General features: G+C 63.9%; 12 protein-coding genes. 6 read left to right on the forward strand and 6 right to left on the reverse strand.

Annotation, left to right across the window (positions count from 1 at the left end; translation table 11 throughout):
* Nucleotides 1-39: 39 nt before the first annotated feature.
* From BMZ79_RS28740 to BMZ79_RS28750, 3 genes are all read right to left on the reverse strand, one after another.
* Nucleotides 40-312 (reverse strand): ABC transporter substrate-binding protein, encoded by a 273-nt coding sequence (locus BMZ79_RS28740; protein ID WP_177222397.1) that lies wholly within the window; start codon nucleotides 310-312, stop codon nucleotides 40-42.
* Between the two features lie 372 nt (nucleotides 313-684).
* Nucleotides 685-1,644, reverse strand: a complete 960-nt coding sequence (locus BMZ79_RS28745; RefSeq protein WP_090647323.1) for a D-2-hydroxyacid dehydrogenase — start codon at nucleotides 1,642-1,644, stop codon at nucleotides 685-687.
* A gap of 31 nt (nucleotides 1,645-1,675) precedes the next feature.
* Nucleotides 1,676-2,443 (reverse strand): helix-turn-helix transcriptional regulator, encoded by a 768-nt coding sequence (locus tag BMZ79_RS28750; protein ID WP_090647324.1) that lies wholly within the window; start codon nucleotides 2,441-2,443, stop codon nucleotides 1,676-1,678.
* Nucleotides 2,444-2,565: 122 nt separating this feature from the next.
* Here BMZ79_RS28750 and BMZ79_RS35720 point away from each other — a divergent pair, with 122 nt between their 5' ends.
* Nucleotides 2,566-3,951, forward strand: a complete 1,386-nt coding sequence (locus BMZ79_RS35720; RefSeq protein ID WP_371263815.1) for an SDR family oxidoreductase — start codon at nucleotides 2,566-2,568, stop codon at nucleotides 3,949-3,951.
* A gap of 27 nt (nucleotides 3,952-3,978) precedes the next feature.
* Here the strand turns inward: BMZ79_RS35720 and BMZ79_RS35380 are convergent, their stop codons facing one another.
* Nucleotides 3,979-4,101: a hypothetical protein gene (locus BMZ79_RS35380; RefSeq protein ID WP_256253202.1), complete on the reverse strand. Its 123-nt coding sequence runs from the start codon at nucleotides 4,099-4,101 to the stop codon at nucleotides 3,979-3,981.
* Between the two features lie 145 nt (nucleotides 4,102-4,246).
* On the opposite strand from BMZ79_RS35380, the gene BMZ79_RS28765 reads away from it, so the two are divergent.
* Entirely contained in the window at nucleotides 4,247-4,915 is a 669-nt protein-coding gene (locus BMZ79_RS28765) for a phytanoyl-CoA dioxygenase family protein (protein ID WP_177222398.1), read from the forward strand.
* 144 nt (nucleotides 4,916-5,059) lie between these two features.
* On the opposite strand, the gene BMZ79_RS28770 is transcribed toward BMZ79_RS28765, so the two are convergent.
* Both BMZ79_RS28770 and BMZ79_RS28775 read right to left on the reverse strand, forming a co-directional pair.
* Entirely contained in the window at nucleotides 5,060-9,025 is a 3,966-nt protein-coding gene (locus BMZ79_RS28770) for an S-layer homology domain-containing protein (protein WP_218154819.1), read from the reverse strand.
* A 204-nt stretch (nucleotides 9,026-9,229) separates the two neighbouring features.
* Entirely contained in the window at nucleotides 9,230-10,801 is a 1,572-nt protein-coding gene (locus BMZ79_RS28775; RefSeq protein WP_090647335.1) for an ABC-F family ATP-binding cassette domain-containing protein, read from the reverse strand.
* 122 nt (nucleotides 10,802-10,923) lie between these two features.
* Between BMZ79_RS28775 and BMZ79_RS28780 the strand changes: the two genes are divergently transcribed.
* The 4 genes from BMZ79_RS28780 to BMZ79_RS35385 all read left to right on the forward strand — a co-directional run bounded on the left by BMZ79_RS28780 (nucleotide 10,924) and on the right by BMZ79_RS35385 (nucleotide 15,039).
* Nucleotides 10,924-12,591, forward strand: coding sequence for a sulfatase family protein (locus tag BMZ79_RS28780; protein ID WP_090647336.1), 1,668 nt, complete (start codon nucleotides 10,924-10,926; stop codon nucleotides 12,589-12,591).
* Nucleotides 12,592-12,746: 155 nt separating this feature from the next.
* Nucleotides 12,747-14,159 carry a hypothetical protein gene (locus tag BMZ79_RS28785; RefSeq protein WP_090647339.1) on the forward strand — a complete coding sequence of 471 codons (1,413 nt, stop codon included), beginning with the start codon at nucleotides 12,747-12,749 and terminating at the stop codon, nucleotides 14,157-14,159.
* 160 nt (nucleotides 14,160-14,319) lie between these two features.
* Nucleotides 14,320-14,646, forward strand: coding sequence for a hypothetical protein (locus BMZ79_RS28790; RefSeq protein WP_090647341.1), 327 nt, complete (start codon nucleotides 14,320-14,322; stop codon nucleotides 14,644-14,646).
* A gap of 183 nt (nucleotides 14,647-14,829) precedes the next feature.
* The gene (locus tag BMZ79_RS35385) at nucleotides 14,830-15,039 is read left to right on the forward strand and encodes a hypothetical protein (protein ID WP_256253203.1); all 210 of its coding nucleotides are present in this window, start codon (nucleotides 14,830-14,832) and stop codon (nucleotides 15,037-15,039) included.
* Nucleotides 15,040-15,158: the final 119 nt, after the last annotated feature.

A 15,158-nucleotide genomic window follows, 5' to 3' on the forward strand; every position in this document is an offset into this window, starting at 1 on the left:
CCGGGTTGTCCTTGTTCGCGTGATGCGGGCCGCACGCCGTCAAGGCGGCTTCAGCGACAAAATCTTCTCGTAGTCGACCGATTCGGAGCTGCCGACCTCTTCGATGCCCTGGAAGGCCGGATCCTTGCCGTCGAGCAAATAATCGAGCGCCCCGATCGGCTTCACGCCGACGGACAGCATCTGGCTGACGTATTGCAGCGTCACGACCCGCTCCGGACGAGCGGGAATGACGGTTTCGCCCAGCGCGTGCTTGAAGACGCGCGTCTCGGCATCCCCCGGACGCGCCGCCGCCTTCGGATGCGGAAGCTTCATTCGCCTGTGCGGACGTTTCTTCTCCGGCTTGCGCCGCGGCGTTCTCCGGCGCGTTGTTCGCGTTGCCGCATGCCGCCAGCAGCAGGACGAGCAGCAGCATCGGAACGATGCCGGTCAATCGGTTTCTCTTGAACGCGGTAACCCTCCCGCCAGGTAGGACGATCAAATGCAGCGCGATCCGTGCCGCCGGCGCCGCAGACAACTGCCGAACGAGCGGAATTTCTGGAATCGTCTGTTATTGATAAGGTTTATCATTATCAATTAGGAGGTGTCAAACTCTTTCTTCGGACGCGCCGCTTCAAGTCCCGAACGCGGCAAAGGCGCCCGAGCTTGGCCCGGACGCCTCCGCAATCAACGTATAAGTGCAACCGCTCAATATTTCTTGCCGTAATCCACGAGATTGCGCAGCTTCCCCGGCTCGCCGGACAAGTAGATGCCCAGGTTGGCGGCGAACAGCCGGACGAGCCGCTCCACGTTGCGCGCGGTCAAGCCGCCGGCGTTATGCGGCGTGAGAATGACGTTCGGCAGCGCCCAGAGCGGATGGTCCGCGGGCAGCGGCTCCTGCTCGAACACGTCGAGTCCCGCGCCCGCGATGACGCCCTGCTCGAGCGCCGCGACGAGGTCCTCCGTCCGCACCGTCCCGCCGCGCCCGACGTTGATGAAGTACGCGCCGCGCTTCATCGCGGCGAACCGTTCCGCCTGGAACAGATGCGCCGTCTCGTTCGTCAGCGGCAAAATGTTCACGACGTAGTCGGCTTCCCGCAGCGCTTCGTCCAGACGATCGGCCGCGTACGCCGCGTCCGCCTCCGGCACGGCGCCGCCCGAGCGGCGGACGGCCAGCACGCGCATGTCGAACGCGCGCGCGATCCGGGCCACCTCGCGGCCGATCTCGCCGGCGCCGACGATCGCGACGGTGCCGCCGTTCATCTCGGCCAGCGTCTCCGGGCTCTCCCAGGCGCCGGTCCGCTGGTTGCGGACGGCGGCCGCGATGCCGCGCGACAGGCCGAGCATCATGGCGACGGCCGTCTCCGACACCGAGCGGGCGTGCACGCCGCTCGCGTCGGTGAGCCGCACGCCGCGCGCCTCCAGCCGGTCGAGCGGCAGGCTGTCGATGCCCGAGGACCAGCTCTGGATCCAGCGCAGCTTGGTCCCCTCTTGCAGGGCGACCTCCTTCACCTTCGCGTCCCAACCGAAAATGATTTCCGCCTCGCGGTACGCCTCGTCGTCCTGTCCGCCCGGGCGTCCGAACGTGATCGATACGCCCGGCGCGGCGGCGCGCACGGCCGCTTCCTGCTCCGGGGCGAGCGGGTACAGGCAAAGCATCGTTGTCATGGGGCATTCCTCCTTGGCCAATCGAAGATGGTTAAAGCGCGAGCAGCTTGCGAATCTTGCGTTTCGTCTCTTCGTCCAGCGGAACATGGATGCCGACTTGCAGATCGGGCGCGTCGAGCGGCCGGAAAGCCACGTATTCGAACGCGAGCGGTCCGGCGACGGGATGATGCATGATTTTGCGGGCGTTCGAGTAGTCCAGCACGTCGTGCCGTTCCCAGAGGTCCCGGAACTCGGCGCTGGCTCCGGACACGGCCGCGACGTGCCCGTTCCACCACGGGTCGCCGGGATGGCGGGCCATCTCCGCGCGGAACTGGGCGACCGTCCGCCTCGCGTGCTCCTCCCATTCGTCGCCCTTCAAGCGCCGAAAGTCGGCGGACAGGAACGTGTACCAAAGCAGGTTGCGCTCCCGCCCGGTCGTCCGGTCGAGATCGCCGTGCAGCACCCGCATGGCGGCGTTCCAGGCCACGATGTTCATTCGGGCGTCCATCGCGCAGGCGGGACTCGTCTCCAGCTCGTCCAACAGCAGCCGCACGGCGGAACCGACCTCGCTTTGCGGCGCCGGCTTCTTCGGCGGCGGCTGCTTGTGCGCGAGCAGAAACATATGCCGCCTTTCCGCGGCATCCATCCGCAGCGCGACCGCCAGACTCTCGAGCACCTCCGCGGACGCCTGAATCGGCCGCCCCTGCTCGAGGAAGGTGTACCATTCCAGGCTGACCCCCGCCAGCTGGGCGACTTCGCCCCGGCGAAGGCCCGGCGTCCGCCGTTTTGTCCATCGTCTCGCCGCTCCTCTCGCGCGCAAGGGGGGGGGGAGTGATTATACCCGTATAACCAGCCGCCTTCTTGCCGCTTTTATTCCGCTATACACTAGCTTATGGGAAGCGGCCCAAGAAATCAATTTACGCGAGAAGGAGCAACCTGCGTATGAATATGAACGGAAACACGATTCTCATCACCGGCGGCGCGACCGGCATCGGCCTTGCGCTGGCCGAGCGGCTGATCGCGGCGGGCAATACCGTCATCGTCTGCGGACGGCGGGCGGACAAGCTGGCCGAGGCGCAAGCGGCCCTGCCGGGTTTGCATGCCTATGAAGCCGACGTCTCGAAAGAAGAGAGCCGCGTCGCGCTGTACGAACGCGTCACGGCGGCGCATCCGGACGTCAACGTCCTGCTGAACAACGCCGGCGTGATGCGCTATTTGAGGCTGGACGGCCCGGAGGCATGGCGGGAAGCGGAAGGCGAGCTCGCCGCGAACCTCGCCGCGCCGATTCACCTGGCGATGCTGTTCGCCCCGCATCTGGCGGGCAAGCCGAACGCGGCGGTGATGAACGTCACGTCCGGGCTCGCCCACGTCCCGCTCGCGGCGGCACCCGTCTACAGCGCGACGAAGGCGGCGCTGCATGCGTTCACGCTGACGCTGCGCAAGCAGCTGGAGCCGCAAGGCATCGAGGTGCTCGAGATCTGCCCGCCGCACACGGACACCGATCTCGACATCCCGGGATCCAACGGCGACGGGATCCCGCTCGCGCTGTTCGCGGACGAAGCGATGAAGGGCCTCGCGCGCGGAGCGCGACGAGATCTTCAAGCAGCTGAACGGCGGCTAAGCCGGCGCCGAAGGCGACGCGAGGCGGCTGGCCGATCGGGGCGCGTGAAGTTGACAGTCTTCACGCGCCGCCGCGCCGCATGCGGGGAGCGGAGCGAGGGTGCCGATAGAATCGGCCGCCCGCATGCATCCGTACGCGCCTTGTGCGGGCAGGTCGCCCATCATGAAGAAGAGCCATGCTCCTCGGGGGAGCATGGCTCTTCTTGCGTTCATGCGTTCATGCGTTCATGCGTTCATGCGTTCTTGCGTTCTTGCTACTCTTGCGTTGCCGCACGCCTACAGCCGTTGCGGGCACATCTCTTCCGGTTCTGCCGCCTGCGCGGCTTACAGCCGCTTGAACGCCGGAAACGGCTTCTGCGCTTCTTTCAGCGAAGCGAGATTCGTCATCTCGGCCGCGGCCATCATCCGTTCCCAGAGCGGCCAGACGACGGGCGAGCGATGCGCCTGGTCCTTCGCTTCCTCCGACTTCCACTCGAAAATCTCCATGACGGTGCCGTCCTCCGCCTCCATCCGAAGCAGCGGATGCTCCGTGATGAGCCCTTCCGCGCGGAGCGCCGGCTCGTGTTCCAGCACGATGCCGCGCAGCTCGCTTTCCTTGCCGGGATGCGGGCGATACAGGGCGACGGCGATCAACGTATCGGACATGGTTCGCGGCTCCTTTCCCTCTCGGGGGTTGCTAGTCCTTGCCGCTCATCAGTATACCCTTGAAAGCGGGATCCGTTCCAACACCGACCGCTAGCCCCCCTCGCCGGCTACTCCGCCTTCTCCGCCATGACCCTCGTCCTGCAGCCGCTCCCGCGTCACGGGGTCGTCGAAATTCCAGCGGCTGTACATGACGGTGACGCGCCCGTTCCGCACGGCCGGAATTATCAATATAAAGTCGAGGCTCAATCCTGTCCAGGCAAAAAATCGGCCCGCCGCCGCGCCGGAAAAGAATGATTCCGCCGCTGGCCGGCGAATATCTTTCGTAAGCCCGACCCGATTCCGACAAGGAGGAATACCCATGACCGACTCGATCAAGGACATGTTCGACACGCAAGGGTACGTCATCGTCAAGCGGTTGTTTTCGGAGGAAGAGATCGACCGGCTGAAAACGGAAGCCAAGGACATCCTGTCGCGGAATGCCGTCGACGGGAGCGGCGTCTACCTCGGCCTGACCGCCGCCAGCCCGCTGTTCAAGGAAGCCGCCGCCGCGCCCCGCCTGTCCCGGGCGCTGAAGGCGATACTCGGCGACGACGTCGTGTTCCTGAGCGACAAGATCGTGTTCAAGAACGCGAGCACCGATTTCGGTTCGCCGTGGCATCAGGATTACTCGTATTGGCACGGCAGCCACAAGCTGTCCGTCTGGATCGCCCTCGACGACGCGACGCCGGAGAACGGCTGCCTGCGGCTCGTTCCCGGCTCGCACAACGAGACCGTTACCCACGACGGCGAAGCGCCCGACGACAAGGGCTTCGTCTACCGGCTCGACGAGGCGAGCATCGACGCGTCGCGGATCGTCGACTTTCCCGCGGCCAAAGGGGACGCGCTCGTGTTCCACGACCTGCTGCTGCACGCGTCGTACCCGAACGTCTCCGGCGCCGACCGCTGGGCGCTCATCTCCACGTACAAGGACGGCCGGCAGCCGGACCCGGACTATTCGTGGGCGCACGCGGCGTTCGCGTTGACGTAAGCGGCGTAGCGCGCCTTAGCCTCAGTCGTACGAATCAGGCCGTTCGACGCGAAAAAAACGAAGTGCCTCCCAGGCCGCAACCTCGGAGGCACTTCGTTTGTCTTGGCGATGATCGCGGCGGTCGGGCACCGCGTATCCATCCGTTTATTGGAACAGCAAGTCGTTAACGACGCGGTACAAGAGCAGCGCGCAGTCCTTCCTCGTCGCCGCCGCGTTCGTCTTGAACTGGAACGGATCGTTCGCGCGCCCGATCAACCCCGCCTGCATCGCCTCGTCGTAATACGGCTTCGCCCAAGCCGGCACGCCCGCCGATCCGGGACTTTGCGAGCCCGATGCCGAAGCTGCGTAACCGGCGTAGCGCAAAGCTTTCACCAGCATGGCGATGGCCTCTTGATGGCTGATCGTCTGGCTCGGCCTATAGCTGCCGTCTTCGTAGCCGGCGATGATCCCGGCTCCGACGGCCGCCTTCACGGACGCGGCGTACCACGCATTGGCCGGCACGTCCTTGAAAGCGGGCGTTCCGCTGACTGCCGGCGCCGCGATGCCGAGCGCCTTGACCAGCATGGCCGCGAATTCGGCCCTGGTAACGCTATTGCCCGGCTTGAACGTGCCGTCCGGAAACCCGTTGACGACCGTTCGGTTCGCGAGCGCTTGAATGCCCTCCGCATAGGCGGGAACAGCCGGCATGTCCTTGAAGTTCGCGTTGTTTCTGACGACGGCGTAGACCGAGTTGCCCTTCCGGTATAACGAAGCCGTCAATTTGCCGTCGCGATAGGAGAATTTCACCGGAACGGGCACGAAGACGCCCGAAGCGGAATCATACATCAGCCCCGCCAGTTCGTTCAGCGGCACATTCGCGGTATCGATCAATATCGTATGGTTGACGTATCGGGAGAAGCTCTCGATCTTCCAGACGACCCCGCCGCTCGTAACCGCAAGCTCGAAATTCATCGGCTTTCCGAGAAGCTGGCTTCCCTTCGCCAGGCGCTGCTTCAGACTGCCCGTGAGGGCATCGTCGGCTTGTTCGAGCGTCATCTCGACAGTCCGGCCTTCGGAGCCGCCGCCGATCGCGTCCAGGAGCGATTGCGCGCTAACCGTCATGGAGCCCTCCGGTACGGACACTTCGATCATCCCTCCGCCCGCTTCCTTCGCGATGCTTCGGATATCCGAGACCAGCACGCGAAATACGATTTTCGCTTCATCGCTGGCGCTGGAAAGCGTGACCGTTCCGGTCTTACGGAAGTTCTCGCCGCTTAACGCAGCCTGAACGTAATCGCTCGGGACTTCGACCTTCGCGTAGGATTTGCCGCCGCCGTCCTTCTCGACCGTCGCTTTCAAATCCCCGCCGGGCTCGGAGGCATCGTCGCCATTGGAAGGCGGCACCGTTTGACCGGGAGCTCCCGGCCCAATCGGTCCGATTGGGCCGCCTCCGCCTCCGCCTATGCCGCCGTCAACGGACGGAATCGTCACAAGCGTGCCGTCGCTTTCCATCCGCCCCGGCATAGTGCGGGTAATCAACAATTGCTCGCCGGAATTGCCGACGTTTTCGATTGTAAGGGTGACCGTCGTCTTCCCGGCGCCCACCGTGGCGGAGCCGATCAAGCCGCGGTTCGAATACACCTTGACGACGTCGCCGGGCTCCACCCGGCCGACCGTGACCGCATCGTCGGTATAGCGGTTCTTGACCACGACGATGTCCCCCGAAGCCACGTCGGGCGTGATGAATTCCGCAAACACGTAATACTGGTACACGGATGCCAGGGATTGCTCCCGTTCCTGAACCAATGCCAGCCCGAACGCGCCTTCCGGTATTTCGGTTTTGGGGATATCGTACGCGTACGATGTCTTCCCGCCCTCAACGCGCGCAAGCGGCTCTCCGATGATGCCGTCTTCGCCCAAGAAGAACAAGTTGTACGCCACATCCGCGTATTCGTTCCCCGCGGTCCAGCTTGCCCGGCCTTGGATAAAACCGGCGTCTGCATTCTGGTCGGAGAATGCATAGCGATCCGCAAAGTAGGCCGGTACGTCCCAAATCAGCGTTTTTGCCGAGCCCAAGCTTCCTTCGGTCGAGGTCGCCGTGACGTTCACGTATTGCGCGCCCGACGGAACGGCCGTTTGCGGAACGTCGAACATCCAGCGTCCGTCCTCCAGCCGTTTATCCCACGTCGCATTGACAGGCCCCAATTTTTTGCCGGCCGCATCCAGAAACTCGAACGCGTAGTTGTTGACCCGATTCTGATCCTCCGCCGGCTCGAAGACGAGATAGCCCGAGAGCTGATCCGGCATTAAGCCCGTATCCACCAAAACCACGTTCTTGGGCGTCGTTCTGCCTTCGAATACGCCGCGTATGGCGTCCATGTCCGCGAATTTGTAAAGTTGATTCGCAGTCGAGACATAAATGGCCTGGTCGGCCGAGACGTACGCGTCCGTAACGGCAAAGGGAAGATCCGCCGCTTTCGAATAGGAGTCCCGGTCGTAAATCGCGGTTTCTCCGAATACAAGCTTGCCGTAGGCCCGAAGGACCTGCGACGGATACGTGCCCAATATAGAGGTCACGGCGTTTTTATTCATCCTTTTCAAGCCGTAGTACAGGCTGTCGCCATCGATTCGCACGTTCCCCGTCGTCCAGAAGTCCGAAGCGGTCTCCTTCGAAATCTGGGCCAGCGTATCGGCATTGAACTTATAGATGACGCCGTTCGAACCGGCAAAGAGCGTATTAGTCGACGCATCGTAATCCGCCGCGCCAAAGCCTTGGCCGTCGGCGTTCACTACGCGCCGGTCGGTCGACCCGTCGACGGCGTGCAGGTTATAGAACGTATCCTGGCCCCAGTAGAAGATATTTTTGCCGGACGGCATGACCCGATCCGGATTGGACGGAATCAAGATCCGCTGAAGACTCGAATCGATATCGTTCGCGTCCAGGACCCCGATATAGGTTTCGCCACGCAGCGCAATGTACAGCTTGCCGGCCCGCAAGGCAACGTGAACCGGCCTGGAGCCGACGAACCGCTTGGAGACGAGCGACAGGTCGTCTTTGCGAAGCACGGCCAGCTCGTTCGTATCGGACGAGACCAAGTAGATATAAGGAGACCCTTCTTCGGTCGTCCAGCTGTCGATCTTGTAGCTGCTGACGACCGAATCCCCCATGCCCGGCGCAAAGCCGAGCGTAGGCAGCGGCGCGGTCACATCCAAATCGTACGCTTCGATGGTCTTGTTGTTATACTCGTCTTTTTGAAGAAAAACGCGGCCGTTCCTGCCGATGAGCGCGTTCTTGACTTCGTACGGGAACGGCGCGATTTGGACATACCGGTCTTTGTCGAACAAGCCTTGGTCGGTCGCGACGTAGCTTCCGCTCAGATCCAGCAGGGCTCCGTCCAGGTAGGAGTAGTCCCCTAAACGAGGATACGCGCCGCGAATCTCGGCCAGATTATGCTCGTTCATTCGGGAGCCGCCAAAGAACGCGTCCGTGCCGTCCACCATGATTTTGCCGTATGGAAAACCGAACCCGTAATTGCCGTCATAGGTGCTGTCGCTGCCGATCTGACCGGTCAAGTAGTCGTATGCGAAAAAGTCGGAGCCCGTGGACCCGGTTTCGCCGATAAACAGTAAATGATTGCTTTCATCCGCCTTCAGCACGGGATCGCTAATATAGCGCGCATTGATTTTGACGCTTGCTCCCGAAGCGAGCTCCAACCGGAACAAATTCGCCGAACCGATTCCCTCCGAAGCGTAGAAAATCGCGTCGGACGTGACCGTCAGCGCAATCGGCTGCCCCGTCGTCGGAAGGAGTTCTCCGAGCGATCGCGACGGGATGTCCACGGCCTGAATGAATGTCGCGCCCGACAGCGCGACGTACAGCCGATCGCCGTTTTGTTCGATGTCCTTCGGCGCGGATCCCACCTGCAGCTCCTTTTCGATGCTGAGGTCCTCCGCGTTGATGAACAACAGCGTGTTCGACTCGCTCGAAATCGCGTAAATCAGATCGGTGTTCGCGTCGTAAATCCAATCCGTGACGTCGGATACAAGCGTCGCCGACGGCTGAAGCGCCGAAGGCGCGGCGTCGGCGTAAGCGGACGTCCCCCGCCAAATTCCGGGACCCGCGATCGCCATCGCAAGCGGCAATAATAACGTGCTTATTACCCATTTCTTTAACAAAGCCGGCATGTCGTTCCCCCAAATGCATCAAAATTTAACTATAATTGCTAAAATTCGCTGCATTTCATGCATATTCCTGTCTGACATTCCGCCTTTACGAAAGATTAATCAAAAAAAGCGCAGGCCGAAAGCGCGCCTCGCTTTTTTGACGACGACTCCTTATAAACGGCGTTCGCTGACGCCCGTCTCCGGATCGAACGCGAGCATTTTCGTGCCGATCTTGTCGATGAAAAACCGGTCATGGCTGACCGTCACGACCGCGCCGGGAAAATGGATCAACGCCTGCTCCATGACCTGGATGCTCGTCAGATCGAGGTGGTTGGTCGGCTCGTCCAGGATGACGACCGCGGCGCCGGAGAGCAGGCATTTCGCGAGCGCGACCCGGGTCTTCTGCCCGCCGGAGAGACTGCCGATGGGCTTGCTCAAATCCGCCTCCGAGAATTGCAGCATGGACAGGAATTTGTTCACCTTCTTGCGCGGCGCGTCCAGCCCGAGGCCGTACGTGTTGACCGCGTGGCTCACGGTGTCCTTCGGGTCGAGTTCCGCCCACATCCGGTTGAAGGACGCGAATTCGACGCCCCGCTCCCAGACCACCTCGCCGGTCTCCGGCTTCTCCTCGCCCGTCAGCGCCTTGATCAGCGTGGACTTCCCGCTTCCGTTCGGCCCCGCGACGACGAGCCGGTCCTCCTTCTGAATGTCGAAGCTCACGCCCTTGAAAATCTCCCGGCCCTCGTAGCGCTGCCCGATGGCCTTGACCTCGCACAGCTTGTCCGGGAAGCGCAGCCGCTCGTAAATGTCGGTGATGAGCACGTTGACCGGATGCGGCTCGACGCGCTTCTTGCTGTCGGCCAGCTTGCGGTACAGCCGGTCCTTCGCGGATTTGCGGCTCGCGCGGTCCTCGATGCCCTCCGCTTCCATGAGCAGCAGCTCTTCCTCCCATTCGAACTGGCGGACGAGCTCCTTCCGCCGCAGCTTCTTCTTGCGGATGTAGTCGGTGTAGTTCCCCTCGTACAGATGAAAATGGTAATTCTCGATCTCGACGATTTGCGTCGCGGCCTTGTCGATGAAATCGCGGTCGTGGGAGATCAGGATCATCGCCCCGCCGAACCGGTGCAGCCACTGCTCGAGCCACGCGATGCCTTCGATGTCGAGGTAGTTCGTCGGCTCGTCGAGCAGCACGACGTCGGGCCGCTGGACGAGCATCTTGGCCAGCGCCGCGCGGTTGCGCCAGCCGCCGGACAGCTCGTCGACGGGCTGATGCCGCGACCGTTCGTCGAAGCCGAGCTTCGTCAGCACCGTGTCGATCTCCACCGGCACGTTCCAGCCGTCGATATGCTCCATGTGCTCGAACAGCTCCGCCTGCCGCGCGAGCAGCGTCTCCATCTCGCCGTCGTCCGCCACCGTGCCGAGCCGCTCCGCGAGCTCCTGCAGCTCCCGTTCGATCCGCGCGGCTTCCTCGAAGCACAGCTCGAGCTCCTGCTGGGCGGACAAACGCCCGTGCAGCTCCGAGAATTGCGAGAAGTAGCCGATCCGCGCCCCGGGATCGACCTCCACTTTGCCGGACGTCGGCTCCTCCTGCCCCAGGATCAGCTTGAATACCGTCGATTTGCCCGCGCCGTTGCGGCCGATGAGGGCGATGCGCTCCCCTTGGCTCAAGCGAAAATAGATCTCGCGAAAAATCAGCGCGTCCCCGTATTTCTTCGTCACGTTCTCCAATCGTATGACGCTCATGTCGTTCCCCTTTCCCGCTTCCGCCGGTCTCGCTCGATTATACCACCGCCGGGGCGATTCCGCGTATTCCATGCCGCCGCCGCATACGCTTAGGGAAGAACGTTGCTTACGGAGGCGATCGCATGGATCGTGCCAGGCCGAATATCCTCGTGCTGCTCGTCGACGAGGAGCGTTACCCGCCCGTCTACGAGACGCCGGCCGCCCGGGAATGGCGCTCGCGGCATCTGGCGGCCCGGCGGATGCTGCGCGGCCACGCGCTTGAATTCCACCGGCACTACATCGGCAGCTCCGCGTGCTCGCCGAGCCGCGCCACCCTGCTGACCGGCCACTATCCGTCCCTGCACGGCGTCACGCAGACGACCGGGATCGCGAAGGAGCCGTTCGACTCCGACATGTTCTGGCTGGACGCCAACACGGTGCCGACGATGGGCGATTATTTCCGCGCGGCCGGCTACCGGACGTATTATAAAGGCAAGTGGCATGTCTCCTTCGAGGATATCGTCGTCCCCGGCACGCACCGGAGCGTGCCGAGCTACGATCCCGTCACGGGCGTGCCGGTCCCCGCGAAAGACGACCTGTACGCCCGCGCCGACCGCCTCGGCCGCTACGGCTTCGCCGGCTGGATCGGCCCCGAGCCGCACGGGCGGGATCCGCGCAACTCCGGCTCCTCCGCGGCGGCCGGCCTTCCCGGCCGGGACGCGGTCTACGCCGCCGAGACCGTCCGGCTGCTCGAAGCGCTCGGCCGGGCGCGGCGCGGCGGCGCGCATGCCGAGCCGTGGCTCGTCGTCGCGTCCTTCGTCAATCCGCACGACATCGTGCTGTACGGCGCCGTCACCGCGCGGATGCGCCACCGGTTCCGGTTCGAGACCGGACCGTCGGTCCCGGACATTCCCCCTGCTCCGTCGGCGGACGAGACGCTCCGGACGAAGCCGCGCTGCCAGGCGAGCTACCGGGACATCTACCCGCTCGCGCTCCAGCCGATCGGCGACGAGCCGTTCTACCGCCGGCTGTATTATCGGCTGCAGGAGAACGTCGACCGGCAGATGGCCGCCGTGCTGGACGCGCTGAAGCGCTCGCCGTTCTACGAGGATACGATCGTCGTCTTCACGTCGGACCACGGCGAGCTGCTCGGATCCCACGGCGGCCTGCATCAGAAGTGGCACTGCGCCTACGAGGAGGCGCTCCGCGTGCCGCTGCTCATCCACAGTCCGCGCCTGTTCCCGCGGCCGGCGCACAGCCATGCGCCCACCAGCCACGTCGACCTGCTGCCGACGCTGCTCGGGCTTGCGGGCGCCGACCCCGAAGCCGTCCGGCAGCGGCTGCGGGGACGGTTCAGCGAGGCGCGGCCGCTCGCCGGGCGGAATCTCGCCCCGTACGTCGGCGGCGGGCGCCCGCCCGCGATCCCGGACGCCCCGGTCTATTTCCTCACGATGGACGATCCGACGAAGGGGCAGCATCAGGTCAGTCCGTTCGGCCGCCCGTACCCCGCGGTCGTGCAGCCGAACGGCGTCGAGACGGTCATCGCGGCCGTCGGCGCGGACGGACGGAAGCAGCTGTGGAAGCTGAGCCGCTATTTCGACAGCTCGCCCGCCGAGCCGGGCGGCGGGCGGGCGCCCGTGCCGGACGAATACGAGCTGTACAACGTCGCGGAGGATCCGATGGAGCTGCGCAATCTCGCGCATCCCGCCTTCGCGGACGCGCGCTCGCGCGCCGCCCGGGCGGAGCTGCTGCGGCTGCTCGCGGACGAGCGGGCGCGGAAGCGACTGACGCCGGGGGCAAGCGACGCGTGAACGGCGGCCCCGGGTATCCCATCATGTACGCCGGCCCCCTGGCACCCATTATGAAAAGCTTGTAAATCCGCGATTGACACGCGATTGCGAATGGTAGTATATTCCTACTAAATCACTGTGATTTATCCACATTATTCGATGCAGGGGGAATAATCATGACCGTTACCTACTCGACCCGCACCAAAACGCTGCTCGCTTCCGCGCTCGCCGCGACGCTGCTCGCCGGCGGCCCGGCCGCGGCGTTCGCCGCCGCGCCGGCGGACGCGCCCGCCGCCGTCCCGATCGCCGCTCCGATCGCCGCCCCGGCGACGGCCGCGGCCAAAGAGATCGCCGCCTCGGAATACGCGGCGTTCCTGAAGGACAAGTTCGGCATTACGCTCTCCGCCGGCATGAACCGCGGCGAATTTTTCCTCGACCTGGCCCGCGCGGCGCAGCTGGCGCCTGCCGAAGACGCGGTCGCGTTCAAGGATCTGCCCGCGACGAGCCCGTATTACGACGCCGCCCGCGCGCTGTATCAGACCGGCGTGCTGGCCACGGACACCGTGAACGCCCCGAACGCGCTCATCGCCGTCAACGCCGTGCAAGCCGCGGTCCGCGCCGCCGGGCTCAAGGAATTGGCCTATACATATCCGAAGGCCAAGGCGGAGGCGGCCGTCGCCAAGCTGCCGATCCGCGCCGCCTCGCTGGACGCGAAAACCGTGCAGGAGCTCGCCGCCGCCATCGATACCGGCCTGCTGCCGGCCGCTTACTACGGCCAGCTGAAGCCGGGCGCGGCCGTCTCGGCGGACCTCGCGAACGTGCTGATCGGCAAGGTGCTCGTCTTCAAAGGGCAGTTCAAGCACTACATCGGCTACGTCAGCGACTCGGACATTTACGCGCAGCTGTCGGACGCGTACGCGGAATCCAAGATTATCCAAGACGAGGAGCTGCAGAAGATCGTCGACGCCGCGCTCGAGAAAGGGCTGGTCACGGGCTACAACCTGAAGGACAGCCGCTTCGAGCCGAACTTCGTCGAATCGCTGACGCTCGTCTACGGGCATTCCGACTTGAATCACGCCCTGCAGCTGATCGGCCTGCTGCGCGGCGAAGGCATCGACGCGAAGGTGCAATTCGAGCCGAAGACGTCCGCGTTCGTCTACCTGAAGGAATGGGGCGAGCCCGGCGTTTCGGAGCAGTACGAGGTGAAGCAGATCGCGAACGGCAACTACATCGAGTACGCCAAGGAGTACGACATCGCCTTCGAATTCGCCACCGCCGCCGACAAGGATCGCTTCAACGGCATCATCGGCGCGTACGCCAAGAAGAACGAGGAGAACCAGGCGGGCCTCATCGCCGGCTCTTGGTGGCAGCCGCTCTACTATTCGTTGACGCCGCTCGCGGATTACAACGAAATCACGAACAACAAGATCCAGCTCGGCCGCTATTACGCGCAATCCTTCTCGCTCAAGGAGCAGTCCAAGGCCGTCGTCGACGGGTTCAAGCAGGTCGATCCGAACGTGAAGGTCGAGACGTACAACTTTTGGACCGACGTCCCGTTCTATAACTACCTGAACGGCGAATCGAAGTAAGGGTCAGCCGCGTTCGCGGCAGGACCTCCGTTTCGCGGCAAAAGCCGCCCGTCTCCCGATGGGCGGCTTTTTTTTGCCCGCCGCCCCCGCCATGGGCTGTAACCCCGAACTGGGCGCTTGCATAGAATATTCCATGCTTGATAACGGAGGTCTGCCAACCATGAGTTCGCAAAAAACGGCACCGCAGGAGCTGTCGCCGCTCTATCAATGCGATTCCAAGGTGCATCAAACGCTGAAGGCGGTCCACGACCATCTGCATCGGCTCTGCTGCGACCATACGCATCGGCTGGTCAAGATGGAAACGATGGAAGGCGACGTCTTCGAAGGCCACATCGTCCACTGCCACAAGGGCGTCGTCTACATCTGCCTGAACGACGAGGGGTCCCATCGCGCCTTCTTCCCGGGCGCCCCGTTCCCGTACCCGTACTACAACCGGTTCGTGCTGCCGCTCGTGCTGTTCAACCTGCTGACGATTTCCCTGCTTTAAGCGCGCGTCGCGCCATCCGTCCGACAAGGAGTGATTCGTATGGCATTCATGCCTCCATTCGGCCCGCCGCCAGGCCCTCCGGGCCCTCCGGGGGGTCCAGGCGGCCCAGGCGGTCCAGGCGGTCCGCAAGCCGGCTCGCAGCCTCCGACCGCGCCGCCGCCGCAGGCGGTTCCCCCGAAGCCGATGTCCGCAGGTCTCTTGGCCGTCGATCCCGGCGCCATCGCCCGCTGCCGGTTCCGCTACACGTACATTTGGCCGCGCAGCGGCCCGGGCTTCTGGTTCTACCCGGTGTTCGTGGGCCGCACGTCCGTCTCCGGCTACCGCTGGAACGGCTTCTTCTGGATGTTCTCCGGCTTCGATCTGTCGCGCGTCGACTCGTTCACGTGCGTCTGACCCGTCCCGTCCTGCCCGACTCCGGCAGCTTCCGCGCCCCCGAGGCCGAAGCCTGCCGGTTTTTTTGCCGTTAAGGAACGGTTGGCATCGGACGAACCGGCTCGACCATACACTTGCAA

The sequence above is a fragment of the Paenibacillus sp. UNC496MF genome, assembly GCF_900113915.1.
Classification (GTDB): domain Bacteria; phylum Bacillota; class Bacilli; order Paenibacillales; family Paenibacillaceae; genus Paenibacillus_Z; species Paenibacillus_Z artemisiicola.

Excerpts from the sequence above, each read along its gene's own strand:
- BMZ79_RS28765 (WP_177222398.1), top strand. The coding sequence starts at position 4,247 with ATGACCGACTCGATCAAGGACATGTTCGACACGCAAGGGTACGTCATC.
- BMZ79_RS28745 (WP_090647323.1), bottom strand. The coding sequence starts at position 1,644 with ATGACAACGATGCTTTGCCTGTACCCGCTCGCCCCGGAGCAGGAAGCG.
- BMZ79_RS28770 (WP_218154819.1), bottom strand. The coding sequence starts at position 9,025 with ATGGCGATCGCGGGTCCCGGAATTTGGCGGGGGACGTCCGCTTACGCC.
- BMZ79_RS28740 (WP_177222397.1), bottom strand. The coding sequence starts at position 312 with ATGAAGCTTCCGCATCCGAAGGCGGCGGCGCGTCCGGGGGATGCCGAG.
- BMZ79_RS35720 (WP_371263815.1), top strand. The coding sequence starts at position 2,566 with ATGAATATGAACGGAAACACGATTCTCATCACCGGCGGCGCGACCGGC.
- BMZ79_RS28785 (WP_090647339.1), top strand. The coding sequence starts at position 12,747 with ATGACCGTTACCTACTCGACCCGCACCAAAACGCTGCTCGCTTCCGCG.
- BMZ79_RS35385 (WP_256253203.1), top strand. The coding sequence starts at position 14,830 with ATGTCCGCAGGTCTCTTGGCCGTCGATCCCGGCGCCATCGCCCGCTGC.
- BMZ79_RS28790 (WP_090647341.1), top strand. The coding sequence starts at position 14,320 with ATGAGTTCGCAAAAAACGGCACCGCAGGAGCTGTCGCCGCTCTATCAA.
- BMZ79_RS28780 (WP_090647336.1), top strand. The coding sequence starts at position 10,924 with ATGGATCGTGCCAGGCCGAATATCCTCGTGCTGCTCGTCGACGAGGAG.
- BMZ79_RS28775 (WP_090647335.1), bottom strand. The coding sequence starts at position 10,801 with ATGAGCGTCATACGATTGGAGAACGTGACGAAGAAATACGGGGACGCG.